Source organism: Paenibacillus residui, from assembly GCF_042677205.1.
GTDB classification, from domain to species: Bacteria; Bacillota; Bacilli; order Paenibacillales; family NBRC-103111; genus Paenibacillus_L; species Paenibacillus_L residui.
In genome coordinates this window covers 1-26,984 of sequence record NZ_JBHTIU010000085.1, presented here as the reverse complement: position 1 = coordinate 26,984, position 26,984 = coordinate 1, and the positions used below count along the sequence as shown (strand labels likewise).

Annotated in this window: 28 protein-coding genes and 1 pseudogene; 16 read left to right on the top strand and 13 right to left on the bottom strand. The window is 48.1% G+C overall.

Annotated features, from left to right (window positions below):
* Nucleotides 1–103: 103 nt before the first annotated feature.
* On the top strand, nt 104–1,435 hold the full coding sequence (gene spoIIP, locus ACFQ03_RS20915) for a stage II sporulation protein P (RefSeq protein WP_379290746.1): 1,332 nt from the start codon (nt 104–106) through the stop codon (nt 1,433–1,435).
* Nucleotides 1,436–1,673: 238 nt separating this feature from the next.
* On the opposite strand, the gene ACFQ03_RS20910 is transcribed toward spoIIP, so the two are convergent.
* On the bottom strand, nt 1,674–1,976 hold the full coding sequence (locus ACFQ03_RS20910; protein WP_144935001.1) for a phospholipase D-like domain-containing protein: 303 nt from the start codon (nt 1,974–1,976) through the stop codon (nt 1,674–1,676).
* Between the two features lie 106 nt (nt 1,977–2,082).
* On the opposite strand from ACFQ03_RS20910, the gene ACFQ03_RS20905 reads away from it, so the two are divergent.
* A complete protein-coding gene (locus tag ACFQ03_RS20905; protein ID WP_379290743.1) occupies nt 2,083–2,676 on the top strand; it encodes a YitT family protein in 594 nt (197 codons plus the stop codon).
* Nucleotides 2,677–2,789: 113 nt separating this feature from the next.
* On the opposite strand, the gene ACFQ03_RS20900 is transcribed toward ACFQ03_RS20905, so the two are convergent.
* The gene (locus tag ACFQ03_RS20900; RefSeq protein WP_150960104.1) at nt 2,790–3,629 is read right to left on the bottom strand and encodes a polysaccharide deacetylase family protein; all 840 of its coding nucleotides are present in this window, start codon (nt 3,627–3,629) and stop codon (nt 2,790–2,792) included.
* A 300-nt stretch (nt 3,630–3,929) separates the two neighbouring features.
* Between ACFQ03_RS20900 and ACFQ03_RS20895 the strand changes: the two genes are divergently transcribed.
* The 4 genes from ACFQ03_RS20895 (at nt 3,930) to ACFQ03_RS20880 (ending at nt 6,294) form a co-directional block, all read left to right on the top strand.
* A complete protein-coding gene (locus ACFQ03_RS20895; protein WP_379290741.1) occupies nt 3,930–4,457 on the top strand; it encodes a DUF402 domain-containing protein in 528 nt (175 codons plus the stop codon).
* A 74-nt stretch (nt 4,458–4,531) separates the two neighbouring features.
* Nucleotides 4,532–4,963, top strand: a complete 432-nt coding sequence (locus ACFQ03_RS20890) for a GNAT family N-acetyltransferase (RefSeq protein ID WP_379290739.1) — start codon at nt 4,532–4,534, stop codon at nt 4,961–4,963.
* A 14-nt stretch (nt 4,964–4,977) separates the two neighbouring features.
* Nucleotides 4,978–5,481, top strand: coding sequence for an NUDIX domain-containing protein (locus tag ACFQ03_RS20885; RefSeq protein ID WP_379290737.1), 504 nt, complete (start codon nt 4,978–4,980; stop codon nt 5,479–5,481).
* Between the two features lie 78 nt (nt 5,482–5,559).
* Nucleotides 5,560–6,294 (top strand): class I SAM-dependent methyltransferase, encoded by a 735-nt coding sequence (locus ACFQ03_RS20880; protein WP_379290735.1) that lies wholly within the window; start codon nt 5,560–5,562, stop codon nt 6,292–6,294.
* A gap of 223 nt (nt 6,295–6,517) precedes the next feature.
* Here the strand turns inward: ACFQ03_RS20880 and ACFQ03_RS20875 are convergent, their stop codons facing one another.
* The 3 genes from ACFQ03_RS20875 to ACFQ03_RS20865 form a co-directional block, all read right to left on the bottom strand.
* Nucleotides 6,518–7,654, bottom strand: coding sequence for an acyltransferase family protein (locus tag ACFQ03_RS20875; protein ID WP_379290733.1), 1,137 nt, complete (start codon nt 7,652–7,654; stop codon nt 6,518–6,520).
* Nucleotides 7,655–7,918: 264 nt separating this feature from the next.
* Complete coding sequence (locus tag ACFQ03_RS20870; protein WP_150960098.1) at nt 7,919–9,286, bottom strand: sensor histidine kinase; 1,368 nt, start codon at nt 9,284–9,286, stop codon at nt 7,919–7,921.
* Complete coding sequence (locus ACFQ03_RS20865) at nt 9,283–9,969, bottom strand: response regulator (protein ID WP_379290730.1); 687 nt, start codon at nt 9,967–9,969, stop codon at nt 9,283–9,285. The genes ACFQ03_RS20870 and ACFQ03_RS20865 overlap by 4 nt, the downstream gene beginning before the upstream one ends.
* Nucleotides 9,970–10,203: 234 nt before the next feature.
* On the opposite strand from ACFQ03_RS20865, the gene ACFQ03_RS20860 reads away from it, so the two are divergent.
* The 3 genes from ACFQ03_RS20860 (at nt 10,204) to ACFQ03_RS20850 (ending at nt 11,535) form a co-directional block, all read left to right on the top strand.
* The gene (locus ACFQ03_RS20860) at nt 10,204–10,671 is read left to right on the top strand and encodes a hypothetical protein (protein ID WP_379290728.1); all 468 of its coding nucleotides are present in this window, start codon (nt 10,204–10,206) and stop codon (nt 10,669–10,671) included.
* Nucleotides 10,661–11,074 (top strand): DUF6220 domain-containing protein, encoded by a 414-nt coding sequence (locus tag ACFQ03_RS20855; RefSeq protein WP_379290726.1) that lies wholly within the window; start codon nt 10,661–10,663, stop codon nt 11,072–11,074. The genes ACFQ03_RS20860 and ACFQ03_RS20855 overlap by 11 nt, the downstream gene beginning before the upstream one ends.
* Before the next feature lie 68 nt (nt 11,075–11,142).
* On the top strand, nt 11,143–11,535 hold the full coding sequence (locus ACFQ03_RS20850) for a hypothetical protein (protein WP_379290724.1): 393 nt from the start codon (nt 11,143–11,145) through the stop codon (nt 11,533–11,535).
* A gap of 293 nt (nt 11,536–11,828) precedes the next feature.
* On the opposite strand, the gene ACFQ03_RS20845 is transcribed toward ACFQ03_RS20850, so the two are convergent.
* Nucleotides 11,829–13,634: a hypothetical protein gene (locus tag ACFQ03_RS20845; RefSeq protein ID WP_379290722.1), complete on the bottom strand. Its 1,806-nt coding sequence runs from the start codon at nt 13,632–13,634 to the stop codon at nt 11,829–11,831.
* Nucleotides 13,635–14,322: 688 nt separating this feature from the next.
* On the opposite strand from ACFQ03_RS20845, the pseudogene ACFQ03_RS20840 reads away from it, so the two are divergent.
* The 6 genes and pseudogenes from ACFQ03_RS20840 to arcC all read left to right on the top strand — a co-directional run.
* Nucleotides 14,323–14,442: pseudogene (locus tag ACFQ03_RS20840) on the top strand (sugar phosphate isomerase/epimerase); the annotation flags it as partial.
* Nucleotides 14,443–14,647: 205 nt separating this feature from the next.
* Entirely contained in the window at nt 14,648–14,782 is a 135-nt protein-coding gene (locus ACFQ03_RS20835) for a hypothetical protein (RefSeq protein ID WP_379290720.1), read from the top strand.
* 322 nt (nt 14,783–15,104) lie between these two features.
* Complete coding sequence (locus ACFQ03_RS20830; protein ID WP_379290802.1) at nt 15,105–15,680, top strand: ribonuclease H-like YkuK family protein; 576 nt, start codon at nt 15,105–15,107, stop codon at nt 15,678–15,680.
* A gap of 542 nt (nt 15,681–16,222) precedes the next feature.
* Nucleotides 16,223–16,789: an RNA 2'-phosphotransferase gene (locus tag ACFQ03_RS20825; RefSeq protein ID WP_379290718.1), complete on the top strand. Its 567-nt coding sequence runs from the start codon at nt 16,223–16,225 to the stop codon at nt 16,787–16,789.
* A gap of 96 nt (nt 16,790–16,885) precedes the next feature.
* On the top strand, nt 16,886–17,704 hold the full coding sequence (locus ACFQ03_RS20820; RefSeq protein WP_379290716.1) for a glycerophosphodiester phosphodiesterase: 819 nt from the start codon (nt 16,886–16,888) through the stop codon (nt 17,702–17,704).
* Nucleotides 17,705–18,299: 595 nt separating this feature from the next.
* Entirely contained in the window at nt 18,300–19,256 is a 957-nt protein-coding gene (gene arcC, locus ACFQ03_RS20815) for a carbamate kinase (protein ID WP_150960093.1), read from the top strand.
* Nucleotides 19,257–19,280: 24 nt separating this feature from the next.
* On the opposite strand, the gene ACFQ03_RS20810 is transcribed toward arcC, so the two are convergent.
* The 5 genes from ACFQ03_RS20810 to ACFQ03_RS20790 form a co-directional block, all read right to left on the bottom strand.
* Nucleotides 19,281–19,976: a GTP pyrophosphokinase gene (locus ACFQ03_RS20810; protein ID WP_370451778.1), complete on the bottom strand. Its 696-nt coding sequence runs from the start codon at nt 19,974–19,976 to the stop codon at nt 19,281–19,283.
* Nucleotides 19,977–20,155: 179 nt separating this feature from the next.
* Nucleotides 20,156–20,836 (bottom strand): PepSY domain-containing protein, encoded by a 681-nt coding sequence (locus ACFQ03_RS20805; protein ID WP_379290713.1) that lies wholly within the window; start codon nt 20,834–20,836, stop codon nt 20,156–20,158.
* Nucleotides 20,837–20,966: 130 nt separating this feature from the next.
* On the bottom strand, nt 20,967–21,725 hold the full coding sequence (locus ACFQ03_RS20800; RefSeq protein ID WP_379290711.1) for a PepSY domain-containing protein: 759 nt from the start codon (nt 21,723–21,725) through the stop codon (nt 20,967–20,969).
* 295 nt (nt 21,726–22,020) lie between these two features.
* Entirely contained in the window at nt 22,021–23,370 is a 1,350-nt protein-coding gene (locus ACFQ03_RS20795) for a sensor histidine kinase (RefSeq protein ID WP_379290709.1), read from the bottom strand.
* 4 nt (nt 23,371–23,374) lie between these two features.
* Nucleotides 23,375–24,085 (bottom strand): response regulator transcription factor, encoded by a 711-nt coding sequence (locus tag ACFQ03_RS20790; RefSeq protein ID WP_379290707.1) that lies wholly within the window; start codon nt 24,083–24,085, stop codon nt 23,375–23,377.
* A gap of 734 nt (nt 24,086–24,819) precedes the next feature.
* Here ACFQ03_RS20790 and ACFQ03_RS20785 point away from each other — a divergent pair.
* Nucleotides 24,820–25,731, top strand: a complete 912-nt coding sequence (locus ACFQ03_RS20785; protein ID WP_222126659.1) for a dienelactone hydrolase family protein — start codon at nt 24,820–24,822, stop codon at nt 25,729–25,731.
* Between the two features lie 403 nt (nt 25,732–26,134).
* Here ACFQ03_RS20785 and ACFQ03_RS20780 read toward each other — a convergent pair whose 3' ends face one another.
* Together ACFQ03_RS20780 and ACFQ03_RS20775 are read right to left on the bottom strand one after the other, a co-directional pair.
* The gene (locus ACFQ03_RS20780; protein WP_379290705.1) at nt 26,135–26,692 is read right to left on the bottom strand and encodes a hypothetical protein; all 558 of its coding nucleotides are present in this window, start codon (nt 26,690–26,692) and stop codon (nt 26,135–26,137) included.
* Between the two features lie 21 nt (nt 26,693–26,713).
* Nucleotides 26,714–26,984: hypothetical protein (locus ACFQ03_RS20775; protein WP_379290703.1), on the bottom strand; the 271-nt coding region annotated here is incomplete at its 5' end.

Here is a 26,984-nt window from a genome sequence, read left to right as displayed (position 1 = left end):
GATTTTATACGACATTTTGGAAAAATAATTAAGGATAGTTGGAGGAATTTGCCAGTCTATGTCGAATTTATTAGATTGTATATTCGGCATAGGAGTGAAAAAATTGTTACGTTACAAAATTATCGGAGTGGCCGTTAGTTCATGTTTGCTTGTCGGGATGCTGAATGCAGAAATCGTTCATGGTCAGGAGGCATCCGGGGAGTCGTTGTTCAAGCTTCAGGTTCAGAGCAATACTGCTCAAGTCGATGAAGTTCAAATGATTCAAATCACAGCCGGTACGAAAGATAAGAAATATATTAGAAGTACAGTAGACCGGCTGAATGTTCGTACAGGACCCGATTTGAACTCATCCGTCATCCGCAAGATAGACCAAACGAACCGATATGAAGTCTTGGACGAGCAAGAAGAATGGGTGAAAATCCGTTTGCCGGACGAAGGAGAAGGCTGGATATTCAAGGAATTTACCGAATATGAAAATACGGAAGAACCGGCCAATCCCGAAGCCAAGCCGGCAGAAGAGAAACGAACCGATGAGGTCTGGGCCGCAAGTCTGAATGAGCCAACCGTTGTCAAGATTATCGATATTACGAATCTTCGCAGTGGACCGGACCTCGACTATGACATTACTGGCAAAGCGATGCCCGGCGAAACCTACCCGATCGTTGAGACGGATGGGGAATGGTACATGATTTCGCTGCCGGATGAAAGCACCGCTTATGTGGCAAGCTGGGTCGTAGAGACGGATTTCTTGAAGCGCAATGCAAATCTGAATCCGCCGAAGAGCACGAGCAACGTGGAATCGGCACCGATCCTGTATATTTATCATACTCATAATCGGGAATCATGGAAAAATATCGCACGCAATACTAAAGGAAGTTCTGTCGATGACCCGGAAGTTAATATTACGCTGGTTGGCAAACGCTTGGGGCAGCTCCTGCAAGAGAAGAACATTCCGGCATTAACCGGGGAGGAAGATACTGCGGAGAGATTGAAGCAGCAAAAGCTGAGCTATTCCAAATCTTATTCGGTATCGCGCCAAGCGGTAGACAAAGCAGTGGAGACTTATCCTTCCCTCTATTATTTCTTCGATATTCATCGCGATGCGGACGTTCCGCGTGAGAAAACGACGGTTACCATTGACGGAAAAACATATGCGCGTATTCTGTTTGTTATCGGTACGGCGCATTCCGGATACGAGGAAAATCAAGCCTTCGCCGAGGAACTGAATAAGTTATTGAAGAAGAAGTATCCCGGATTATCGCGAGGCGTTCTTACCAAAAGTGCTCATCAGGGAGACGGGGAATACAATCAGTCAGTCTCTCCCGGCAGTTTGTTAATGGAAATCGGAGGCACGAACAATACTCTGCAGGAAAGCTTACATACGGCGGAAGCGCTCGCTGATGTATTCGCGGAATATTATAACTCGGTTAAGTAGTACGTCGAACGCGGGTTGAGGGAAATACAGAAGGTTGGAGCCGTGGCATGATGAACAATCCTGCTGAGGCTTCAACCTCTTTTTTTCGGTTCGTGGAGAGAAAGGTAACGCCTCCCCTTTGGTAGCTTGCTGGGAAAATCCATTAGCATTCTAAATCTTAAATATAAACAATTTAGGAGGGATTATTATGCTTCCGTTATTAGGAAAGCGAGCTCCAACAATACCTGATCTATACCCCTTAAAATAAAGGAGAGAGGAGCCGGGCGAATACTTCTTTAAACCGTTGAAGTGTAGGCCTTTTTGAAAATTCCGATAACAGAACCTCCTTACTTACACTAAGGTCCGTATAGAAATCCTGAACCAGCCGTTCTACAACCTTGTGATCAAAAAAGACCGCATTGAGCTCAAATTGGCCGCAGAAGCTTCGCATATCCATATTTGCACTGCCGGAGCAAGCCAAATTATCGGAAATGAGTACTTTGGCATGGAGGAATCCTTTTTCATAGCAAAAAAACGGACACCCGCAACCAATGAACGGCATGGTCAATAACTCAGAACGGGTTCCAAAAAATGTTTAATCGTGTTTCATGCTTGGCGTCGGACCGGCATATAAATCAGACATGCCTTTCGTTCGGGAGATGGTTCGATTGCTGTCCTTCCAAAAGCTCGCAGCTATTCTAACGGGGAGCTTACTCATCGCGGCAGGAACACACTGTTTTCTTGTTCCTAATCAAATTTTGGACGGCGGAGTATTGGGAATTGCTCTCATCGTAAATTATTTATTCGGGGCCCCAATAGGGCTTGCAATGATTTTGTGCAGCATACCGCTCTTTATTTTAGCTTGGTATTATCAGAGGAGCTATTTTTACAGCAGCCTGCACGGGCTGTTACTTTCATCTTTGATCATGGATTTGGCGACCCCATTACAACACCGTATGGCTAATTATTTGGACATAACTCCTGTAGGCAGCTCTATTCTGGGCGGTTTCGTGGTAGGAACCGGAATCGGAATCATGCTGAAATATGAAACCAGCACGGGAGGGACCGATCTGCTGGCCCAATTCGTTGCCAAAGGATTAATGATTAATGTAGGAGTAATCATATTTGTATTGGATGGGATCGTTATTTCTCTTGGCGGAATTCTTGTTTCGGCGGAAACCTTCTTTCTGTCCATGCTAACCATTGCCACCGGCGGTTTAGCTACCGGCCTCTGTACGATGAAGAACAACGATCGCGAGTGATTGGCTTGCTCAGAAATAAAGAGCCGCTATACATCGGCTCTAACCATTAGAAAGCAACCATACTGACCCGGTATGGTTGCTTTCTTGGTTTCAGCGAGCTGTGCCGCCACGATTTATTGCCCAGCCGAAATGTTTAACAATTCGGGTATGGTCACTAGCTTAACCCCATCCTCCCTTAATTTCGCAATAATTCTGGGCAGGGCGTTAACGGTTCCGGTCAAGTCCTCTCCGGTTCCTCCTGCGGAATGCTGCAAGATGATGGACCCCGGAAACACATGGGCAAGAATATTCGTCTCCACTTGTTCTGCGCTTAATCCTTTCCAATCTAATGAATCGACATTCCAATTGATGATTCTTTTCTGCTGGCTGGCCAGCCATTGAATTTGTCCCTCGTTGATGTTTCCGTACGGGGGCCTGAGCAAGCTCGGCGTATAGCCGGTAAAATTACGGATAAGGCTGTCCGTTCTCGTGATTTGCTCACGGAATTTATCATCGGTCAGCTTTGGAAGGTTCGCGTGATCATACGAATGGTTCCCGATCACATGTCCTTCATCGACCATGCGTTGGACAATATCCGGATGCTTCTCCACCCGATTGCCCACTACAAAAAAGGTTGCCTTAACCCCTTCTTTCTTCAAAACGTCCAGCACTTGCGGAGTAAATCGGTCATCGGGCGCGTCATCAAAGGTTAAAGCCACTTCCCGTTTGGATGAGGGGCCGTTAAGAATGAAGGTGCTTCTGTATTTAGCACGCAGATCGCCAAGGGACAGAGGCCGGGGATCTCGGGTAGCGTTTTCCGGCCCATCCGCCAAATCAGGTGTTTGGGTTAAAGGTTTTACTTGTTGTTCAGGCTGCTGCAGCGGCTCTGCTTGTTGAGTTCTTGTTGTATCCGGTGAAGCGCACCCGTTTGCGAAAAGGGTCAGAATAAGCAAAAATAACCAACGTGTTTTCATACATACCTCCTATAATGATTAATTGCTTTTCCCATAGGATTCGTTATTCGTGGCAAGGTATGCATGCGGAGTTAAAAAACGCAAATCTGAAGTTGGGATAATCATGCAAGACGGGAGTCCGCTGCAAATCTGCATGGCGTCTTGTCCTGAAAAGTTAGAATATATAGATTCTGCCCTATCCCGGAACAGGGGGAATACAGTAAACTGGAAGGAGATGACAATAACGATTTTAAATGAAAGCGCCGGCGGGCACACGCATTATTATCTGAAAAAGGACATTTAACGGGACAAGGAGGCATGATGAAACTAAAATTCGCGGATCGTCCGAACTGGACCCGGATTATCAAGAAAAGATATGTCCAAAAGTATGTACGGGATCATTGCTTTGAAGGATATATTTCGTGGCTGTTTCTGGACGAGGTCAAAGAGCCGTTAACAATGAAATACGGCAGCCAAGAGATCTGTATAGCGGATGATGGGTATTTCTGGCTGATGTTTTTTCCGAACAATAAGCATCATAGCTTGACGGTTATGATAAACGAGCAAAACAAAGTGATGCAGTGGTATTTCGATATCGTGAAATCGATCAAGCTGACGGATGAAGGAATACCGGTCATTGAGGATTTGTACTTGGATTTGGTCGTATTGCCGAATGAACAATATTACATACTGGATGAAGACGAACTGGACGCAGCATTGGAAGAAGGAGCAATGAATAGGAACGATTACAAGTTGGCGGTCGATGAACTCGAGAAGCTTCGAATGAGCGTTGAACGCGGAGAGAACGTATTACTGAATAATACCGACAGATATATGAAGGCTTGGTGAATCAGACGTATGGCCTTCTTATTTCAGAGAGCGGAAATCCGAAAATCCGTATTCGGGGGAGGAATGATCGGACAATGAATAACATGTATGTACGGTGGACGTCGGCGGAGGATTCCGGTGCGCTGGTCCGTTTAAATAACAAGTTTAATGGAGTGGGAGTATCCGCTTCGGAAGTTGAGCAAAGTTTGCAAAATTCAAATGAATTAGTGGCCATTGCCCTGCTCGATGAGATACCGGCAGGATTTGCTTGTGCGCAATTTTTTAAATCGTTTTGTTACTCCGAGCTTGTGGGGGAGATTACTGAATTGTACGTAGAGGAAGAGGCCCGGGGGAAAGGGCTGGCCACTTTATTGATCCGGTTTCTGGAGGAGGAGCTTATCCGTCTTGGAGTGACGAATATCAAGGTTCTGACGGGAAATAACAATCGGGCGGGGATAAGGACCTATGAAAAATCCGGTTACAAGCTTCAGGATGAACTGGTTTTCGAAAAAGAAATATTAGGCTGAGGAAGGAGCACTAAATGAATACACGACTGATGTCCACGGCATTTCTATTTAACGATGGCAGAATCCTGATGCTGAAACGGGCCGCGAATAGAAAAATTGCCCCAGGGTTATGGACAGGAGTAGGCGGTCACCTGGAGCCCGAGGAGATTAATAATCCTGAACAAGCCTGTATCCGAGAGATTTATGAGGAAACCGGAATTGTAAAAGAGGAATTAGCAGACCTCAGATTAAGGTATATTTTAGTACGCCTGAAAGGCACGGAGATAAGAGAGCAGTTTGTTTATTTTGGAAAGACGTATAAAGAAGAAGTGATGAATACTGTCGAAGGTGATTTACACTGGGTCCGGAGAGATGTGATTAATACTCTGGAAATGCCGTGGAGTATTCAAACAATGTTTGAGCATTACTTTGAGATTGGTCGAGAAACGATGAAATCCTATGTTGGAGTAATGACTGTCAATTCAGATGGTAATCCCCATATGAATTGGACTGAACTCATTGATCCGGTGAAGGTATGATCCTAATTACCTCCAAATAAACGGTTTGTATGTCGTATGTGATAATTTGAAAACAATACCCAAGCGGAGATGGAAATAGTGAAACAGAACAAATATGACGAACTTGAATTCTACGAAAAATACAGCCGAATGCCTCGTTCAATTGGCGGGCTTAAGGCTGCGGGAGAATGGCATGCCTTCCGTGCGCTGCTTCCTGAACTGCGCGATAAACGTGTGCTGGATCTGGGCTGCGGCTTCGGCTGGCACTGTAGATATGCACGAGAAGAGCTTGCACGGTCGGTGGTGGGAATAGATCTCTCCGAGAAAATGCTGGCACGCGCCAGAGAAGATACGAATGATTCGGCGATCGAATATCGCCGGCTTGCCATAGAAGACATCGACTTCCCTGCAGAGGAATTCGATGTAGTCATAAGCTCGCTTGCTCTCCATTATGTTGAGCGTTTCGACATCGTCTGCCGAAAGGTCCATCATTGTCTTGTATCAGGGGGAGCTTTCGTTCTATCGGTTGAACATCCGATTTTTACCGCGCTGGCCGCCCAGGATTGGTATTACGGCCCGCAAGGCGAGCGGCTGCATTGGCCGGTGGACGATTATCAGAAGGAAGGATTGCGGCAGACTCATTTTCTAGAACATGACGTGGTTAAATATCACCGGACTGTCGCTACCTATGTGAATGCGTTAACAGAATCGGGATTCAGTATTTCGAAGCTGTCCGAGCCTCAACCGACCGTTGAATTGCAGGCGCAGATTCCCGAAATGCGGGATGAAACCCGCCGGCCTATGTTCCTGCTCATCGCCGCAGTCCGAAACTAGAAATCTGACCGATTAAAATTGAAGGGTATTAGTCCATGAAGCGTAATCAATAGCCGATAGCGGTAAGGTAAAGCCTGCAAAAGTACATCTTTCTTGTTTGTTAAAGCGCCGGTTTGGCTGTTGGGAACGAGAATTCGTGTATTTTCGCAGGCTTTTCTTCCCGACGTCATTCGCTCTAAAAAACTGTATTATCGCAGGAATTTATGCTCGCCCAAGTCAGCATTTAAAGCACCCGGTCGGCGAATGGAATCTTGCGCAGCAGACTTGCAATGGCGAAACAACATGCCGTGGCCGCCAAACCGGCAAGGATAAATTTCAGGATGTTCGGGAAAGCGGCTCCGCGCAACATATAACATATTGCGACGACGATAGGCGGGTGAATGATATAGACGGTATAGGCGGAAGCCGCCAGACGTTGCCACATAAGGCCGGATGTGTTGAAACGGTCCCGGAACCAAACGAGAAGATACATAATAATGCCGAAAGCAACAAACGGCTCCCAGAATGCGTATATGAACGCTAACCAGCTTAGCCCACCGTTGATGGAAGCATCTGGCTGCCCCAACACATCGCCGAATACTGCCGAAATGGGAAGAGCCGGAAGGGTACAGAGGGAAACTATTAGCCAAGTACGGGCGGTTTGGACCGGAAGCAATTGAAACCAATTTCGGTGGAATGCGAGAATGCCTACAATAAACAGAAAGATATACGAAGCGAAATAACCGAGCTGTAAGCCAAGAATTTCCTTACCCGTCGGCATCACCAGCCGAATCAAGAACGATGCGGAGCCGATGAGAAGCCCGGATAGGAATATGGTCCGATGGGAGGGAAATGCCGCTGCTTGCGAAGCGTCGGAGACTTCTATCCTCCTGTTATCCCACTTGCGGAACAAAACATAAGCAATGGCCATATAGAGCAAGGCTTCCACGAACCAGAGCGGCCCCCAATTTATGATGCGGAACGATAAAATTTCGTTTGAATAGAAGCTCCAGAACGGTTCTTTCCCCTCCGGCTTCATTGCATAAATCAAGGAAGGACCGATCAGAAAAACGTAGACAGCAAGAGGAATACCTAGCCGAATGAACCGGTCCTTCAGAAACGGTAAGGCTCCCTTTCGATCATAGGAACGGGGAGTGAAATAGCCCGAAATCAGGAAGAAAAAGCCCATGAAGAAAGCCTGGTTCACTCCGGTGAACAATGACAACAGCCCTTTAGTCGGCGTAAGCTCGGTTTCTGTAGATTCAATGTAATACCATGAGCCTTCTCCTCCATAAGTAATCGCCGTATGATGAAAGATAACTAGAACCGTAAGAAGGACTCTTAGATGATCGACATAAAACAAACGTGAATTTCCCACCATAGCTCCCCCCTGTTACATGTTCATGACCGCTGTTTATCCGATAATTTCTAATTGATGAAATCCCCGCTTCTATAGAAGGAAGCTGAATCTGCGAGCAGAGACTTCTTTCAGCCTTGCTTAGCGAGTTCACTGGCCTCTTTAACGATCTAAGTCGAGTTAAGCATATCACAAATTGGAACTTAATTCCTTAGCTCTTCTATAAGACAAGAGCATAATAAATGTAAGCATTTTAAAATGAACGGCTTTTCGCGAAGGAAAATGGAGTCAGGGTTTATAATAGCGTTCCCGGGTTATCGGCAATCGGACAATGAAGGTGGTTCCTTTTCCAGGAATGCTTTCCACGTCTATAGTCCCTTCGTGTGCAGTCACGAATCCTTTGGCAATGGCAAGCCCGAGTCCCATTCCGCCGCTTATCCGGGCGCGTGCTTCATCCGTCCGGTAAAACCGGTCGAAGAGATGGGGCAGATGCTCCGGTTGGATTCCCGGTCCGGTGTCTGTCACGGTGATGCGAAGATTTCCAGACGTACTGCCTTCGATGGTTTCTTGTCCGATCCCGATCGTGATTGAGCCTCCCTGAGGCGTATAATGGATGGCGTTCACAATCAGATTGAGCAAAACTTGGGTAATCCGGTTAGGATCGACCTCAACAGCAGGGACATCGCTCTCGCCCGACAAACAGATCCGGATCGATTTCTGATCGGCATCGGGAGTCACATGATCGACAATCCGATTCAAGAGGGTGGGCAGACTCGTTACTTTACGCTCCATCGGCAGTTTCCTGGCTTCAGCCAATGAAAGCAAATGCAGGTCATCCACCAATCGAGTGAGGCGAATCAGCTCATCCTGCAGGGACAGCAAGCTTTCCTGATCCATCGGTTGGCCGCTCTGCTGGGCCAGATCGAGTTTGCCGCGAATGATTGTAATCGGTGTTCTCAATTCGTGGGCTACATCGGCCACGAGACTGCGACGGACGTCTTCGGCGTTTTGAATCATCCGGGACATGTCGTTGAAGGCCTGCGCCACTTTCCCGTATTCATCCTTGGTGGTAACAGGTGCTTGTATGCCGAATTCCCCCCTCCCCAGACGGTCAATGGCCGGTATTAATTGATTGAGGGGCGCAGTTAAACGCCTAGAGAGCCAATAAGCTACCGCAAGTGAAATAATGATAAACAGGATGGCGCTAACAGTGAGTAGAAAGAGTACGGAAATCGGAATGCCGATTCGCATTTTGGATAAATAGGCGACCTGCGGGTCGTAATAATATAATACGGCAATCGTTTGTCCGTTCAGACGAACAGGCTTGGTGATCCCCAGTCTCTTGATCAGCGGATCGGTTTCGTCCCCTCCCCGCAGCAGCACATTATTATCGGTAGAGAGCACAAGAAAGCTGGCTTTATGGGCTTGGCTCCACTCGTTGAAATCAAGCTGCCGAACGCCTTCCCAGGAATGACCGTGGTTTTGGTAATAACGGACAAGCGGCTCGGCCAACGATTCTATTTCCTCGCCCCGGGTAGCCGCCACCGCCGCTTCTGTGGATTTCTGAACGACCAGATGCGTCACCAGAACGAAGACGGCACTCATGGCGACGATAAAGGAAGCCATAGCGAGAAATAACTTGCGGCTGACCTTCATGACCGGTCACCGAACCGATACCCGAATCCATATACCGTATGAATGTATACAGGATGTGAAGGGTCATCCTCGATTTTTTTGCGGATACGGCTGATATGAGCATCCACGGTTCGTTCGTCGTTCAGAATATCGTCCTCCAGCGCCGCTTGCAGTAATTGAAGGCGGCTGTATACAATTCCCGGCTTCGCCGCGATCGTCAGCAGAAGCTTGAATTCGGTAGGAGTCAGCGAGATTTCCTTCCCCCGTTTCCATACGCGGCACTGGGCTTCGGAGATCATCAGATCCATATAATCCAGAGTCTGCATCGGAATTTCGGGCCCGCCGATTCTCCGCAGGACGGATCGAATCCGGGCAGCCAGCTCCCGTAAGGAAAATGGCTTTGTCATATAATCATCCGCTCCGACCTCCAGCCCGATGATTTTATCGGTTTCCTCCGTTCTCGCCGTAACCATAATAATTCCCATCGGCCCCATTTTGCGCAGCTCGCGGCAAACCTCGAGACCGCTCATCTCCGGAAGCATCCAGTCCAGCACGACTAAGGAAGGCTGCATTTCCCGGGCTTTATGAATCGCTTCCTTTCCTGTTCTTGCTGTCACGATGGTAAACCCCTCCTCCCGTAAGAAGGGCTCCACAAATTCCAGAACCTTTTCCTCGTCGTCCACCAGCAGCAGCTTGTATGACATTCCGTTCAACTTCCTTTTCCACCATATTTTATTGTCATTATACTAGGTCGTTTATACATTTAGGGGAGATTTGTCAAATTTCATCAAACCCGTAAAGGTTCGTCACAAGTTCACAACATTGTGCTGGTAAGATAAAAACCATATTCAGGAGTGAGAAAGCGGCGGCTACAAACCAAAAGCCTTAAACTTCACCATCAAAGTCGGAGGGCCAGGTTGGAAAGGGGAGGGGTATTTGTGCTGGTGTGGGTATTGAATGTATTTCTTGGCGGCTGTTTCGCACTGCAAATCCAATTGGACCAGAGAGTTCAAGGATATGGTTCCTTGAGAAAGTGGCAGACCAGTATATGCACCAGCTTGTTAATCCTGGCCACCAGTTCCGCTGTGATGGCCTGCGGGCAATTGTTAGTAAAGGAAGAAATTCTGCCTTTGGTCTGGACAGGGTGTACTTATCTCGCGCTGCTGGTTATGCTTCCGGTCATATTCAGGGAACTGTCTGTCATAACGGGAACGCCAAGCGGATTTTGTATCGGGATAAGCGTTAATCTGATGGCTTTGGGAGGGATGCTTCCTGTTTCTTGGTTAACCTTCTGGCCGCCATTGATCGGAACGGTATGCAGGCTACTCAGGACTGCACCGGATACGGTCTCCCATTCGCTCATTGCCGCACACTACAGGAGGAGGATTGTTACTAATGTCTGTTGAAACGAAATCAAATGAACATCGTGGCAAAATATCGAGATTCCTTTTTCTGGGCTTGGCCTGGCTATTGGCTGCCTGTGTCGTGATCCAGATTTTCATCGCCGGGATGGCCGTCTTTACTTCTCCGTCCTACTGGCATAATCATATAGTGTTTGTTCACTTATTTGAGTTTATTCCGCTTTTGATGCTCATTTTCTCTTTTACCGGTCGTCTGCCCCAATCATTGCGCTGGATAAGCGCTGCTCTATTTGTGATGATCTTTGCCCAGTTCTTTACCGCCAATTTTACCGGGGCCGGAGCATTTCATACGGTGATCGCCGCCGTGATGTTTTGGTTAGCCCTTCATGTGGCGATTCAGGCCAAGCGAATCATCTTCGGTCGGGCTAAACGTAAGGAATCACAATGAGTCTGAAAAAGGGAACAACATTAAATTCTTGTTGAAATGTACAAATAAAGCAAGGAGCAGGTGAATTTATGAAAAACTCATACCGCAAGCCATGGCTGCTTATTCTCGCTATGGGGGCTTTGGCACTCATAAGGCCGATCATGAGTATGCTGGGGTTGCTGGAACGAATAGGCCAGCCTACCGCCAGCATTGTAGTGACTATCGTTATTACCCTTATTTGGATTTCGGTAGTTGTCTTTACGCGTGTCAGGCAGCCACTGGTCGTATTGCTGTTAACCGGGATAACCTATGGAGTGTTCGCGATTCTCATTAGCGCCATTCTGTCTCCAGTCCTTACAGGTCAACTGCAAGGCCCCTTAACGAACCCGTTCGCCGTGATCAGCGTTCTGGTCACCAATGCCATCTGGGGACTCCTTGCCGGGCTGTTGGCTTCGGCATTGCAGCGTGCGCGTCAAATGTAAGGCATGTATTGGAGAATGAGGGAATTGGAGTCCCCTTTTTTCAAGCCCGTTGTCAATCTTGAAACCGGGAAGGGGGGAAGAGACTGGATCAAGCTCCTCCCCATTGCTACAGGTAGTTCTAGAATGCCCTGAAGACGTTTGAGCACAGTTAGCGGCGCAATTGAACGAAGATGAGGCTGCTTCATATAAAAACGGAAAGTAGGGTTTCCCGCTTCTTTCCGTTTTTTGGTTTTTAGATTATATCCTAATGTCTAATAATGATCCAAGGGCATCAGAACAATTGATATTAACACTTAAATCGAATGTTTCAATACATACAGAGTCGTTTGGACAGAGAAGTAGATATCGCCGGCATCTGTAATCGTCGCTGCCCGGATTTTGCCCGGCAGTTCGGACAGGACGGATGTTTTCCCGCTTAGCAGATCGATTTCATATAACGTTGTTCCGCAGAAGGCGCCGACCTTCCGATCATCCAATTTTATAATCCACTCGCACTCTTCGGAAACCGGTATGTCTAGAACAAATTTGCGAAGGTCCGTATCGTAAATTCGGATTTGTCCGCCGATACTTGCAGCAACCCTGCCGTTAATCGCGCACAAGCCGGAATTCGGTTCATCGCCTTGAGACAGCTTCTCGATATGAATCAGCCCCGAGCCCGGCTTCCATATCGCAAGATGACAGCATATGTCGCGGCGGGCTTCCAGTCCGTTGGCATGGCCATTTGTCGTAAAATAAATATAATTGCCGTCCGCTGCCAAACCGGAGATCGCCTGCCCGGGAATCGGGTCGTACCAGCTATCGACCTCCATTGTTTCGGGATCTATCCGCGAAAGTCCACCGCCGTATATCCCGTATTTGGCCCACCAGCCCGTCCAAATGCCACCGTCAGGACCTCTGACACTTCGACCGTGCGGCCGTATCAAATCCGGTCCTACCGATTGCAGCGACTTGGGATTGACATTGTTTAATTGGTCCCAGGGCTGGTTCGGATCGTAAACGATATGATCCCCTCCGACGTATGAGGTCATGAATAGACGTTCGCCAACGAACACCATGCCGTACACCTCACCTCCATGGTTGCATACCGAAGAGGAATTCCAGTACTCTCCCGTTGTCGGATTGAAGCGAAAGATGGTCTGGCCGAAGCCGCTGGCTCCCCAAATATGGCCCCCGTTGTCGGGCGCAAGCGCAAACACTTCCGTCTCTGGAGCCTTAACAGGAATAGGCTTTAACTTAATGTCAAGCGGCTTTTCATAATCGGATTTGGAAGGCGGGGCATCGATGATGAAATAATCCTGTCCCCTGAAGCCGGCCAATCTGTTATTGTTCAACGGGATAAAGGGAATCTTCTGCCCGTTCGGCAAAGTGACGGCCTTCGGTTTGAGCTGTTCTGTATAACCATTGTCTTCGATCGGCAACAACGACTTTGGATCATAAAATGCTAAGACTCCATTATCTTCCGTACAAATGAACTTCTCGTTAATTTCCCTAACGGCTGCACCTGGCGTACTAAATGGCAGAAAAGTCCCGCTGTCGATATGATAGGCTTTCAACCCATTCGTATCAAATCCGAAGTTCACGATGATATAGCCCGGTGCTTGACCGTAAACGGGACGAGTATACAAGTTTTTCGCGTTATCGGATACTCTGCCAAGGTTAACCAACGTATGGGCAGCCGGGTCGTACTGCATCAAGGAACATCCGGGATAAGTACCACCGTATACTTTGTCGTCGGAGCCGATTGTCAGCTGCCAGAAATACGATTCTCCGACGGACGGCAGCGGTTCAGCCCAATGCCTTGTTTTTAAATCAAAGACGTGCAAATAAGCTTGGTCCACGCAGGTACCGATCACAAGCTTCTCATCATGCCAATTTACAATGCCCCATGCCCCGTTGCCTTCAGGCAAAACAAACGATTCCCCGTCACCCGTCAAAACATCGATAAAAACAATAGTTCCGGTAGCCCCCAAAGCAAAGTTCGAAAGAACATACTTTTCTCTGCCGTCCCATGGATCGATTATCGAGGTATGCCCCAGAATGTTGAAGTTCCTACAGGGCTGCGCAACATATTCGTACTGCGCTTTCGTTATATCGTTCAATGGTGACACCTCCTTTAGTACTTGTATATGAGTTGTATTTTGGTTTGAGTGTATTACTTGGAAGACAAGCCGTCAATTTAAAGACATATTATCGTTATTTTAAGCTATTAGGTTTGCCGACGATCTAACTGTATTTTTTCGAGGTATATTCGTATGAGAATCATTTTGGAATCAGGAATTATATGGTATATTCACTACTATAGAATCGAAATGAGAATTATTCCCTTTTTCAAATTCAGGAAAAGGATCTGATTAGGATGATCGATTACAACCGTCTGATACATTTTGTCAAACCTTATTATGAGAAGAAAGATATTATGCACGATTTAACCCATATCGACAGAATGATCCGGTCCGCTAACCAATTATTAAAATTTTATCCGGAAATTACTGACCATGATTTAATCAAATACGCCTGCTACTTTCATGGATTTATTTACTTGGATGAGGAACGAATTAGAAGCTTTTGCACAGATCGTTTACGATGAAATGCAGCAGTTTGCGGAACAATTTATTAGGGACTTGCGAGCCGGACTTGAAGAAGTGTAGTCCTTTTTCCTTTTGGAGGCACCTGTTAATTATGTTCCCGAGGTCATTCGAATAGATGCAGACGGAATGAAGTATCAGGTTGGAGGAACTAAAGAAATTTTTTAACCGGACAAGCTGCAGCAGGAGAAAGGGGAAGACAATGAATCATTTTATGATTGGCCAGTATGGAGGATTTGACTACAACAAGTACCTCCGCGATTATAAGGATGGCTTCTACGGGATAGAGGCCTGCCTTTTTAATGGAAAACAAGACAGTCAAAATTCAATTTGAGCATAGATCGGACTTGATCAGTGATGCGGATTTAGAGAGGGGTTACCGTTGGGTGGACGAGGTGTTGAATGGCGGGTCGTCCTCTTAAAGATTTCGTTAAGTAAAAACAAGAAGGGTTGACAGCTTTTGGAATCGCGTGTTACGATGTTTCATGCAAAACTCATCCATTTTGAGAACAAGGAGGTATAGGACCATGATCCAGCAAGAGAAATATGCTCATTTTTTCTGCCAATGGGAGCTTCATGCGCTTTCCTGTACCCCATATTGCGTTATGCGCCGCTTTCCTGTGCCGATACAGCGTCTGCTTGATGCAGACCTGGCTTCTTAAGGAGTTTTTCGGTATTTATACATGGGCTGCGTATTTCGCAGCCTTTTTCTATTTGTTTTTCTCAAATTTTTTTTTCACTAAGTCGTGGGTAGGTCAAGTCATAGATGTTGCTGCTTTTTATGGCGACTGGCAGACGAACGGGTGATTCCCGTCCCTATCCGTCCAACCCTGTCAAGAAATAACTGAATAGTCTGAAAGTAATCGGAAATAACGGCCATTCGGATAGTGTAAAAGAAAGACAGGAATAATATGCTCAGGAGCGGAATGGGGAATGCTCCGCAAACGAACGAAAGGATGGAAGTACATTGTACTGGTGACGACTATGACATTAAACCAACGAATTCCCATGCAAGGTGAACTGAAATTCCAGAATGTGACGGAAAGCAGGCTTTCCATTGATGATGTGCTGCAGCGCATTTTGCGTTTTATGGCTCAAGATCCCGCATCTCTATATCATTTTGTTATCGGTTCTGACAGCCAGGTCTATCGCGGTTATACGAAATTTGTGACCGGCATCGTCATCCATCGTCCAGGCAAGGGCGCTTGGGCCTGCTATCGGCAGGTTATCGTACCCAGAGAAATGACTTCCGTGAAGGAAAAGCTGTCTATGGAGACATCGCTTTCCCAGGAGGTGGCTTCTTATTTCGCCGGAGATGCGGTGCACCAAATGGAAGAAGTGCTTCTCCCTTATGTTTATCAAGGAGCATCACTGCAATCATTCATCGACATTGATGCCGGGACGAGGCCTATTGTCAATAAAACGTCTCTCTACGTCCAAGAGATGGTCGAGCGGGTGGAGGCCATGGGCATTTATCGGGCTCGGGTGAAGCCGGAATCTGTAGTGGCTTCGTCATATGCCAACCGCTACACGAAAAATCCTTCCCGCAAGGTGATGTAGCTGCTTCAGTGGCAGCAGGTAGTAAATGATTATAACTAAACTGTCCGCAGGAGGGCTGTTGACGGAACGGCTGCCTGCGGTTAAGATGAATATACCATTTATTAGAAAGGAGGCCGATGAAGATGACAGGTCAACTCGATCATTTGACAACCGCATATGATACGCTTGTTTCTCTTATCGGCCTCTCCGGTGCATAGAAGCTATACCAGTCCGGGAAGCTCCACCCTGATTTAAAGTATGCTTATACCGGATCATGGACGATAGAGCCATGGTCTTTTTTTATTTCCGGGGCTCCCCGGCGGCCTTAAACGGGCCTGTAATCGAAACAATGTAAGTAGACACTTGGCAAGACCGCAGGCATTGGAGCCCGTGGTCTTTTTTATTCAAACCAATAAAAGTATCGTTGGAAGTCAAATGGGTAATGTCATTCGTGAAATCCGAGCATGACAAAGGGCGCTTAAAGCGCTGGCTGCGAGATTGGAAACAAAGGTGCGTTTCTATGCTTGAGAAATTACTTACATAGAGTCAGAGGGGGAAAAATTGTGTTAAACAAAAAGGAAGAAATCAGTCTCAGCAAATTCATGACGAAAATATTGAGGCATACTCCGCAAGAATACGGAATTGTGTTGGAGTCGCGGGACGGTTCCTGTCCTACAGCAGCTTTGCTGCAGGCGGTCCGCTCCCGGCCGAAATGGAAGGCGGTGACGATGGAAGAAATCGAGCAGGTCGTCCGCAACTCCGACAAACAGCGTTTCGAAATCATCGGCGACCGGATAAGGGCTAGATACGGGCATAGTCACCAGAAACTAAGCTACGAGCCCGGTCAGCCCCCGGATGTGCTGTATCACGGGACGAATATGTTTGTCCTGCAGGAAATACTGGCAGAGGGAATCCGCCCGATGGGCCGTCAGTACGTCCATCTTTCCGAAGGGCTTCATTTTGCTTCGTTGGCGGGCCAGAGGCGCGGGCAGTTGGTCATTCTTGCTGTCGATACCCGCAAGGCGCATGAACAAGGCACACAATTCTACTATGCCGGTAATGAGGTATGGCTGGCCGATGAAGTTCCGGCCGACTGCTGCTCCCCGTTGGAAACGGCTCTTAATCCGTAAATAGAACTCTTGACAAGTTCAAGCGGGTGCGTAAATATTTGGATTAGACTAAACCTCTAAGAGCTCGCTTCAACTATCCGACAGGAGTGATAACAGGTGGGTAAAGAAGGCAATACCATTTACTGGCAGGCGCATCGCGGAGGAGGAGCCTACGAAGCGCCGGATAATACAATGGCAGCCATTCGCTACGCCTGGGAATTGGGCGGCATTCCCGAAGTGGATGTCCGTTCGACCCGGGACGGCGTCATCATATGTTTGCATGATGCGACACTGGAGAGGACTACGAATGCTCCGGATGAGATCAACACGCTCCCCGCTTCGCAGTTGACCTTCGAGGAAATCCGTGCCTGGGATGCGGGAATCAAGTTTGACGAGAAATTTGCCGGAGAGAAAGTGCCGTCGCTGGAAGAAATGTTTCGTGAAATGCAGGGACATCCCGAAAGGATGGCTTACCTCGATCTGAAGGAAGTAGACCTGCAGCAGCTAGGGGCCATGATTGACCAGTATGGTGTAAACAAACAGGTCATATTCACCCATAATGTTCAGGAGAACTGCAAGAAGATGAAGCAAATCACCCAAGGGGTCAAAAGCATGCAGTGGGTCGGAGGAAGCCCGGACAAAATCCGCGCCACCTTCGCCGATGTTCTGGCCTCCGGCTTCGAAGGCCTGGATCAGGTCCAAATTCATTTGCGCAGCCAGGAAGGAGCCTCGGACTGGCCTTATGTTGTGGACCGGGAATTTCTGCAATATGCGCTGGACGAAACAAGGAAGGCCGGAGTAGACCTTGAAGTATTGCCCTTCGAAATAGAAGGGGGAGCTATTCATTCTCTGTTGGATCTGGGCATCCGCTGGTATGCCACTGACGAGCCGGCTAGGTTCCTGCAGTGCATCAATGAGTGGAAGGCTCAGCAGTAAAATCACCCAGCCAGACGCCGCGCGATGACCGAAATAGACATAAACAAACGCATGTATGGAACGGTTCCATACATGCGTTTGTTTTATAAGGCGTTGCTGCCGTTAGATATAATAATGCAAAGGGTATGTCCGATACTTGGCTCTCGGCATGCTGCTGTTCAGGATGACCCGGCAACCGGGTCACCTGTCCGTCTTAAAGCTATGTTTGCAAAACGAGGTCTTCAACTTTGTGATCTTATCGGATTGATCAAAGAATACTATAGAACTAACGTGGATTTTATATATAGCGGTTGAAGTCTCCTATGGTACTCCTCTTCCTAATACAGGAACCTAAACTTGTGCTCCTATAGCCGTGACTCATCCGCAACGATGAGCATCGCGACAAGACGGCTTCGAATAAGCCTGGATGGAGTCCAGGGTTTCTGTGTGACAGCCTGGTGCGCATTTATGCATCGAATCTCTGATTTTCCGGAGAAAATCCACTTTACGGTTGAATGCGGGTACAGGACAGGTATAATGAGGTAGAGTTTATTAGGCAGGTGCATCACCGCCGGACTCTTGCCAAGGATTGGACAGTTGTGGGGGGAGAAATCTTTTGAACAACAGGACGTTATTAGTCGCACTTGGAGGAAATGCCATCCTTCAGCCCAAACAGGAAGCGACCTTCGAGAATCAACTGGCCAATGTAACTGCAAGCTGCAGGATTCTGGCCAAATTAATCCGCATGGGCTACCGATTGATCATTACTCATGGCAACGGGCCGCAGGTGGGGAATATTTTGCGGCAGAACGAGGAAGCCAGACAGGTCGTGCCACAGATGCCGTTGGACGTTTGCAGTGCGGAGAGCCAAGGGCTGATCGGTTATATGATACAGCAGGCGATGCGTAATGAGCTGGAGCTGCTGGGAATTGATAAGTCCGTAGTCAGCATCGTGACTCGTGTAGAAGTTTCATCGGATGATGAAGCTTTTCGAAACCCGACGAAGCCCATCGGGGCCTTCTATTCCGAGGAAGAGGCGCAAGCATTCATGCAGGAGAAGGGCTGGATTATGAAAGAGGATGCCAACCGGGGCTGGCGCCGAGTCGTTCCTTCTCCGCTTCCGCTGCATATCATCGAGGCCGATGTAATAGCGAAGCTGCTGAACGAGGATCAAATTGTGATTGCCTGCGGAGGCGGGGGAATTCCGGTCGTGCGCAAGCCGGACGGGACTTACCGCGGTATCGAAGCGGTCATTGATAAGGATCACAGCGCTTGCAAGCTGGCTCAGGAGATTGGAGCCGATGTACTGCTGATTCTGACGGATGTAGACAATGTCTATATTCATTACGGCCGTCCCGGGCAGAGGGCGTTAACCAGGGTCACTCCCCCGGAACTGGAGAGGTTCAGGCGGGAGGGACATTTCAGCGAAGGGAGTATGCAGCCCAAGATCGATGCGGCCTCCCGGTTTGCAGACTCCGGAGGCACCTCGATCATATGCTCGCTTCATGAAGCGGATCTTGCCCTGGAAGGAGAGAGGGGCACGCTAATTATGAAAGCAGCGGACCACGCTTAACTGGCGGGTCCGTTTTTTGTAGGGCTAGGTGGAAAATTTAGAGGTCAGGGCAAGGTTTATTGTCTGCTGTCCCTCATCGTATTCAATGCCGTCGTTTATTTTGAATTGCTGGATTTCCTCGTTAATGGCAAGCATTTGCTTATCCAATTGATGAACCAGGGCGGCCGATTCCCGAAGTTGATCCGTCAGCTCCTTGGGAATTTCTCTCTGGAACTTATAGAAGATTTTATGCTCCAGACTGGCCCAGAAATCCATCGCGATCGTGCGAATTTGGATCTCTACCTTGACATGCTCTGTCCGGTTAGCGAGGAAGACCGGGATTTCCACGATTAGGTGAAGGCTTCGGTAGCCGTTGGGCTTTGGATTTTTTATGTAATCTTTAACCTCAACCATATAAATATCGCTTTGTTTGCACAGGATGTCCAGAATTTTGTAGATATCGGTCGTAAAGGAGCAAATAATCCGGATTCCGGCAACATCGTGAATGTGCTTGCGGGCACTCTCCAAAGAAACCTCCAGGTTCTTTCTCTTAAGCTTTTGTACAATGCTGGCCGGTGTCTTCAGGCGCGATTTCAAATGCTCAATCGGATTATAATTATGGCTGAATCTGAATTCTTCGTTCAAAATTTTCAGTTTCGTATTCACTTCATCCATCGCAAATTTGTAAACTAATAGGAAATCTTTCCATCCGTTTAAATCCTGGATGTCCACATTCATCACTCCAAAGCTTGTTTGCATTTTTTCCTATATTAAATAGACTCCCGTAATTATACATCAAAACAATTAAAGGAATATGAATAACTAATGAAAAGTGTCTTAAATTCGGAAAAAAAGGAGCCCCTTCAGCAGAAGGGCCTCCATCGGTTATCTATGGTATTCTTTTTTGATTAGATTGGCTATTAATCTAAGTCGTCATCATCATCATCGTGGTCATCATCATAGTCGTTATCATAATCATCATCGTCCCAATCGATAGAAATGACCTTCCCGGTGTTAGCATCGATGGTCACGTCCGCCTCGCTATGGCCTGCAATCACTTCCACTTCATAAACCGGCCGGTTGTCTTCTTCGTCCAACTCGATTTGGGTAACGACAGCCCCGCTGATTTGCGATTTAACGATCTCTGCCGCTTGATCGGCGGAGAGGGAGGGAGTGAATTTTGCCGCATCGTCATCTTTCTTGTAACGATAGTTGTAGTATTGATCGAGATTTTCCTTATATTTTGCAAAATCAATCTTTGGATCACCGTAGCTGACGCCGTCCCAATACTTGACTACTTTCAATATGTTCCCCGTATAAGCGTTCAGATAGATATCGAATCCCAAGCGGTCTCTTTCCAAATGAACTTTGTAATATTGAAAACTATCCTGCTGCTGTAGTTCCACGGAGGTAACCTCAGCGCCCGGAATATGTTTCTTGTTCAGCGCGATTTGCTTCGCCTGCTCCTCGGTGAGCATGCTCCTCTGTTCCTGGGCTTTAACCTGGGGCTCCGCCGCTTGGCTGACGGAGGCATGAGCCGCCATCGCGCCGCCTGTCACAAGTACCGCTGCAAGAATCCCTGCCGCCAATTTCTTGTTCATTATCAATTCCTCCTCGTGTTTTGAATGGGTGCTTCGATTTATACTGTACCGCACGAATATGAGAAGAGAAGGAAAGTTACATTAGAAAATGATGAGAAATAGGAGAGAGCCGTTCTGCAATGCTTTTGCTTTAATCATCCCAGGTAATCGACATCACTTCGCCCGAAACGGCATGAATTTGCACCGTAGCTTCCCGTTCGTCGTCCGTTTCAATTTCGACCAGGTAGTAGGCTGCACTGTCTGTTTCTTTCAGATCCGCATCCTCCACCTTTCCCTGCACATTAGAGAGTGCGATTGCGATCGCTTCCTGCTCGGTCAACGTAGCCGCAGATGAGGTTTCTTTGGACAGCAGTACCTTTCCGGTCAGGGCATCCACCATGATGACGGCCTTGCCGGATTCCCTTTTGACTATGGCTTTGTAGACGGGGTTTCCATTCTGATAAATGCGTTTGAAGAACTGGATGTCCCCCGCAGCCTCGGATTGGATAATGGCTCTAATCTGATCGCTGCTTAGCTCCTCTCCCTCTCCATTCGTCTGTCCCGGCATCGGCTCCGTATTCGTTCCCGCAGCGGTCCCAGGCGAGGGCTCTTGCTCTGTCGGCCAAGGGGAGGCAGCCGGTTCCAAAATCTCCAGCGCAGTTATATTTCCATTGGCGCCATCTACCTCCAGCCGGTAGATCCCGCCTTGATACTCAAGCTCCAAATTGTAGGCTTTGTCCTGCAGCTTTACCTGGCGGATCTCTCCGGGATATTGATTTAATACCGCTTCGCGGATCTCCTGCTCCGCCAACAAATCAGCCGGAGCCGCCCCTATCGGCCATTTCATCCCTAGCGCCAATAAGGCGATGAGGAGGGCGGACAGGCTGACAGCCCCAATCCATCGCCACATGCAATTCACCCCATCTCTTTTTATCATAAAATTATTAAAATGGGACACTTTACGATTTTTCATGAAAAGCTTCCGCTAATACCGTCTTAGTCATCTTCTGTTCCGGGGCTCCCCGCAAAGTACCCGGAATACGCTTCGAAGGCATACGTCACTTTGTGGGGTATTTACAGGGCTCCCCGCAAAGTACCCGGAATACGCTTCGAAGGTATGCGTCACTTTGTGGGGTATTACTTAAAGGTATCATGGAAAAATGAGAATTCGATGAGAATCGTACGGAAGATCGCTCAAGGCCTGATCAGTCCAAGGGCAGCCAAATGGTGGCAGTCGTGCCCAAGCCTTCTACACTTTCGAGTTCGATTCTTGCACCCATCGCCTCGGCCATTTCCTTCGCCAGAGATAAACCGAGGCCCGTCCCGCCCTGCTTCCGGCTTCTTGTCTTATCCACCCTATAGAACCGGTCAAATACCTTCGGAAGCTCTTCCTTCGGGATACCGATGCCGTGATCAAGAATTTTCACGAAGGCATGCCGCTCCCTGGTACCGGTGCTGACGGTTATTGATTCATCGCTGTATTTCCTGGCATTATCCAGAAAGATGAAGATCAATTGCTTCAGCTTCTGAATATCCACATACGCCATGATGGGCCCGGACGACTCGAACAGAACGGTTCGGCCATAAGCATTCTGGAACACTTTCACCGATTGCTGCACCAGCTCCTGCAAATCGGCCGGCTCGGGTTGAAGGTCCCATTGCTCGCTGTTCTTGGCCAGCAGCAGCAATTGTTCGGTCATCTCCCGCATCCGGACCGCTTCGGAATGTATCGCATCCACCGATTCCTCCAACAATTCCGGCCGCTCCTTCCCTCGTCTCTTGAGCAGACTGGAGTAGCTTTCAATGACCGTAAGCGGCGTCTTAAGCTCATGGGAGGCGTTGGATACGAATTGTTCCTGCTTCTCGAAGTTTTCTTCGAGCAAATCGATCATATGATTGAAGGACTTCCCCATCTCATACAGCTCGTCCTGCGACTTCTCCTTCAACGCCAACCGTTTGAATTTCCCGCTTTGCCGGATGTCGCGCATAGTCGAAATCATGGACGTGATCGGCCGCGTGAGCAAATTGCTGAGCCACCGGCTGGAGAGGAGAACCGGAATCATCGCAACGAGAGTAACCGCCATAAGCACGAGCCGCAGGACGGACAAGTTGTGCTCGATCTCGCGCAGGCTTTGCGATAATTGAATATTGACCACGCTGCCGTCCGGCCATATGACCGGAAGCGAGATGAACGTGTAGCTCTGCCCCTCATACTTCATAATTTCGCTGCGCTGGCGGCTCTCATAGTTCACCTCGAGCCTGCTCAATTGCTGCTGATCCGAAGAAGTGACAAGCGCCCTGCTGTCGCCGTCTTCCGCCACGATGCGGATCATTCCGCTGAGCGGGGCATAGGTGCGAAGCAGATCGTTCAGCGGAATCGTATTCGCCGATTGGGCTATGCTGCGGGCGATTTTATCCGCTTGCGCCTTCATGTTTGTTAATTCATTGTTCAAGACCAATGTATTGAACAAATAATAGATCAATCCGTTCATCAGGATGAAAAGGGTGATAAACAGAGCCGAGGAGTACAGAAGTATTTTATTTCGCAATTTCATAGTGTCATTTATCCTTTAACACGTAGCCGACGCCGCGTACCGTATGGATCAGGGCGGGCTCGCGGCCGTGATCGATTTTTTTGCGGATATACCGGATATACACATCCACAATGTTCGTCTCGCCCATATAATCGAAGCCCCACACCGCTTCCAATATTTGCTCCCGCTCAAGCACTTGTCGCGGATGCTTCAGCAGGTAGACCGCCAGGTCGAATTCGCGCGGGGTCAATTCAATCAGTTCTTCTCCGCGAAACACTTCCCTCGTTTGCTCATTCAATTTCAGATCTGCGCATGTCAGCCAATGGCCATGGTCCGGTTCCGTTACGGCCGGTTCGCGCTTACGCATCCGCAGCGCCGCCCGTACGCGGGCAAGCAATTCCTCGATTTGGAACGGCTTGGTCACGTAATCGTTCGCTCCCAGGTCGAGCCCCGACACTTTATCTTCCACGGAGCTTTTGGCCGTCAGCAGAATAACGGGAGTCGAGCCGTCCATGGAACGGATGCGGCGCAGCAGCTCGATTCCGCTTATTCCCGGCAGCATGACATCTAACAGAATTAAATCCCAACTCTTTGTCCGGTAGGCTTCCAGAGCATCCAGGCCGTTCCCGGTTTTCACGACCGAATAACCTTCGCTCTCCAGTTCAAGCTCCAGCAGCCTGGCGATTTTCTCTTCATCCTCAACAACCAGAATGGTTGCTTCCTGCCTTTCGTCCAAACGAACCAACCTCCTCTAGTGCGTCTACAAAACCCGGGAGGGCGGCCCCTTCGAGTCTTAATTGAGTGTACATCCATTTTAACACCGGATGTCTATGGATTAAAACCATTAAACCTTGATGGCCCGTCAGGGAAAGGAATAATTCTCATGAACGTCGAAGTATACATGACAGTAGCAGTAGGATGAAATTGGAGCTTAAAATATATATTCTCCCTAAATATAATCAGGCTGCCGATCGCAACTTTCCATAGGTTATTGTTTGTTGAGCCGAGGCATGCCGACCTAGCGAACCGCGCGATTACTTAAAGGCATTACACCCGTACAGCCCCAATGCAGTGAGGTATTAGTGACATTAAGGGAATTAAGGCACAAGGGGGCAAAAGGACATGCAAAACTGCAGGTCTTTTTGCAAAAATCCGCCAGATCCCGGAGAAGACGAGCAAAACTGCAGGTCTTTCACCACACAAACTCCAAAAACAAGCCAAATGACTAAATTTACCTGCACTTTCGCCTGTCATTTGCCGATTTCAGCCAAACTCCTTGAAAAGACCTGCACTTTTGCCGGTTCTTGACGCTCTCGACCGAACCACTAAGGCCGCACTTCACCGTACCCTAGGAACGCTCTTCACCGTACCACTAAGAGACTCTTCAACGGCCACTAAGGAAACCCGTTACGGAACCGCGTTCACACCGCATTTAAATGAAATTCATTCCTTATTAAGGAGGTCACACCCATGAACCTGTCCAAGGATGAGCAGAGGGAAAAATTGTACCGGCTGCTGGGCGATCTGCCTGACCGGGAGCTTCCCGTTAAGGTGCAAATGCTCGCGGAAGAGAAGAGAGAAGGGTATTACTTGGAGAAGCTGCTGCTGCATCTCAATGGAATCGAGCCGGTTCCGGCTTATTTTATCCGGCCCAAGGACGTTTCCGTCAAGCTGCCTGCCGTTCTGTTCAACCATTCCCATGGAGGAAACTACGCACTCGGGAAAGACGAATTGCTGCGGGGAAACAGCTACCTGCAAGACCCTCCCTATGCCGAACAGCTTACTCGGATGGGGTACGCCGTTCTCAGTATAGATGCCTGGGGATTTGGCGAAAGGAGAGGCCGGTCGGAGAGCGAGCTGTTTAAGGAGATGCTCTGGAACGGACAGGTGCTGTGGGGCATGATGGTCTATGACAGCCTGCGGGCTATTGATTATCTCACGACCCGCGATGATGTGGACGAGACAAGGCTCGCAACCCTCGGGATGTCCATGGGCAGCACAATGTCCTGGTGGACGGCCGCCTTGGACAGGCGGATCCGGGTATGCGTAGACATCTGCGGCCTGACCGACTATCAGGAGCTAATCCATACCCGGGGGCTGGACGGTCACGGGATCTATTATTATGTCCCCGGATTGTTAAAAGCTTTTACTTCCTCCGACATCAATGCGTTAATCGCTCCACGCGCCCATCTGGGACTGGCTGGGAACTATGACAAGCTGACTCCGCCGGCCGGACTGGACCGGATCGACGCCCATCTGCGCAAGATCTATCAGGAAGAAGGGCGGCCCGAGGCCTGGAAGCTCGTTCGCTGCCCGTGCGGGCACCTCGAAACAGCGGAGATGCGTGCGGAAGTCATTGCCTTTCTAAAGCAGTGGCTATAGGAGCGGCACTTACCTAAGAAAATGAGCTGTTGCGTCATGCCATAAGCGGACCATCTCGCTTCTGCAGATGGTCCGTGCTGAATTTCGAAGATACGAGACTGTTGGATTGTACTAAAGGTAACGTCCAAGTGTCGTACAGCGCAAGTGAAACGGTACGGACCTGAGAGACCCTATTTCGTCAAATTAGGCGGTTTTTTTAGACTAACGGACGCAGATTCGCTTATTTCATAGAATTCTCCTATTTTCGCCTGCATTTCTTGGAATAAGGTCTTCTGAGTCTGTTAAATTTGCCGGAAGGCCCCTCTAGACCGATTAAGGTCAGTGGTGTCCGTTATAGCCAAAAGCATGCAGGTTTTTCGCATGATCTTAGTTATTCATAGTTAATATAGATAGCCTCGATTTGCTAATGACTCCTTATTAAGCTTTCTAATTCATGTTTGGTCCGAAGTTTGGCAAGATCTTTGGACAGATGATCAGAGGAATGAATGATACCGTCTTTTCCATCCAGCTTGAACTTCCCTTGGAATACACCAAGAATAACATACGCATCTTCATTGGTTACAGGGCCCGTGTATTTTTTCAAAAAAAGGACAGCCCTATCCTTGTCCCGCAATATTTTATTCCCTTCAAAAGTATATTCAATATTATGGATGATTCCTCCCGTCTCCAGAATGACAATCCTCTCACCGGCCGGCTTACTTCCTTTATAGGATTGCTGAATTTTTGCCTGGGAGAGGGTAAAAGGAACATCTTCATACTTGAAGGATTTACCTCCGGTTTTTTCTACTTGGACAATGATATCCGCTCTTTGGCTTAATTCATCTATAGAAGAATAGTACTCGGAGAGTTCACCGGTAGAGTTGATAGCAAGCAGCGGGATGTTAGAAAAATAAACAGCGCCTGCCAATAAAACAACTGCGCTTAAAATCCACAATGTCTTATATTTTTTTAGAATTTTCATAGGTTAAATCACCCTTTCGAACTAATATAGATTATTTACCCCGTTGACATCATCCTGTTGGGAGCAGAGTGTTCTTTCAGGATTTCCAGCATTACCAAAGTCACTTCCTCCAATAAAAATATCACCACCACCGCCAAAGTTGTAGCTGAGATTGAGTTTGGAACCAGCATATTTCCAATCGTCTATAGCGTCAAGAAATAATATACCTACTTCCCCCATCCGAACAATATAATGGACTAAGAAAATTAGACAGCAAAAAAGGAGTTTCTTAGTTGTATGGCAACGATGAGGA

Excerpts from the sequence above, each read along its gene's own strand:
- ACFQ03_RS20800 (WP_379290711.1), bottom strand. The coding sequence starts at position 21,725 with ATGTGGCGATGGATTGGGGCTGTCAGCCTGTCCGCCCTCCTCATCGCC.
- ACFQ03_RS20835 (WP_379290720.1), top strand. The coding sequence starts at position 14,648 with ATGATCCAGCAAGAGAAATATGCTCATTTTTTCTGCCAATGGGAGCTT.
- ACFQ03_RS20910 (WP_144935001.1), bottom strand. The coding sequence starts at position 1,976 with ATGCCGTTCATTGGTTGCGGGTGTCCGTTTTTTTGCTATGAAAAAGGA.
- ACFQ03_RS20870 (WP_150960098.1), bottom strand. The coding sequence starts at position 9,286 with ATGAAGGTCAGCCGCAAGTTATTTCTCGCTATGGCTTCCTTTATCGTC.
- ACFQ03_RS20850 (WP_379290724.1), top strand. The coding sequence starts at position 11,143 with ATGAAAAACTCATACCGCAAGCCATGGCTGCTTATTCTCGCTATGGGG.
- ACFQ03_RS20805 (WP_379290713.1), bottom strand. The coding sequence starts at position 20,836 with ATGAACAAGAAATTGGCGGCAGGGATTCTTGCAGCGGTACTTGTGACA.
- ACFQ03_RS20865 (WP_379290730.1), bottom strand. The coding sequence starts at position 9,969 with ATGTCATACAAGCTGCTGCTGGTGGACGACGAGGAAAAGGTTCTGGAA.
- ACFQ03_RS20785 (WP_222126659.1), top strand. The coding sequence starts at position 24,820 with ATGAACCTGTCCAAGGATGAGCAGAGGGAAAAATTGTACCGGCTGCTG.
- ACFQ03_RS20900 (WP_150960104.1), bottom strand. The coding sequence starts at position 3,629 with ATGAAAACACGTTGGTTATTTTTGCTTATTCTGACCCTTTTCGCAAAC.
- ACFQ03_RS20795 (WP_379290709.1), bottom strand. The coding sequence starts at position 23,370 with ATGAAATTGCGAAATAAAATACTTCTGTACTCCTCGGCTCTGTTTATC.
- ACFQ03_RS20875 (WP_379290733.1), bottom strand. The coding sequence starts at position 7,654 with ATGGTGGGAAATTCACGTTTGTTTTATGTCGATCATCTAAGAGTCCTT.
- ACFQ03_RS20895 (WP_379290741.1), top strand. The coding sequence starts at position 3,930 with ATGAAACTAAAATTCGCGGATCGTCCGAACTGGACCCGGATTATCAAG.
- ACFQ03_RS20885 (WP_379290737.1), top strand. The coding sequence starts at position 4,978 with ATGAATACACGACTGATGTCCACGGCATTTCTATTTAACGATGGCAGA.
- ACFQ03_RS20890 (WP_379290739.1), top strand. The coding sequence starts at position 4,532 with ATGAATAACATGTATGTACGGTGGACGTCGGCGGAGGATTCCGGTGCG.
- ACFQ03_RS20780 (WP_379290705.1), bottom strand. The coding sequence starts at position 26,692 with ATGAAAATTCTAAAAAAATATAAGACATTGTGGATTTTAAGCGCAGTT.
- ACFQ03_RS20855 (WP_379290726.1), top strand. The coding sequence starts at position 10,661 with ATGTCTGTTGAAACGAAATCAAATGAACATCGTGGCAAAATATCGAGA.
- ACFQ03_RS20830 (WP_379290802.1), top strand. The coding sequence starts at position 15,105 with ATGACATTAAACCAACGAATTCCCATGCAAGGTGAACTGAAATTCCAG.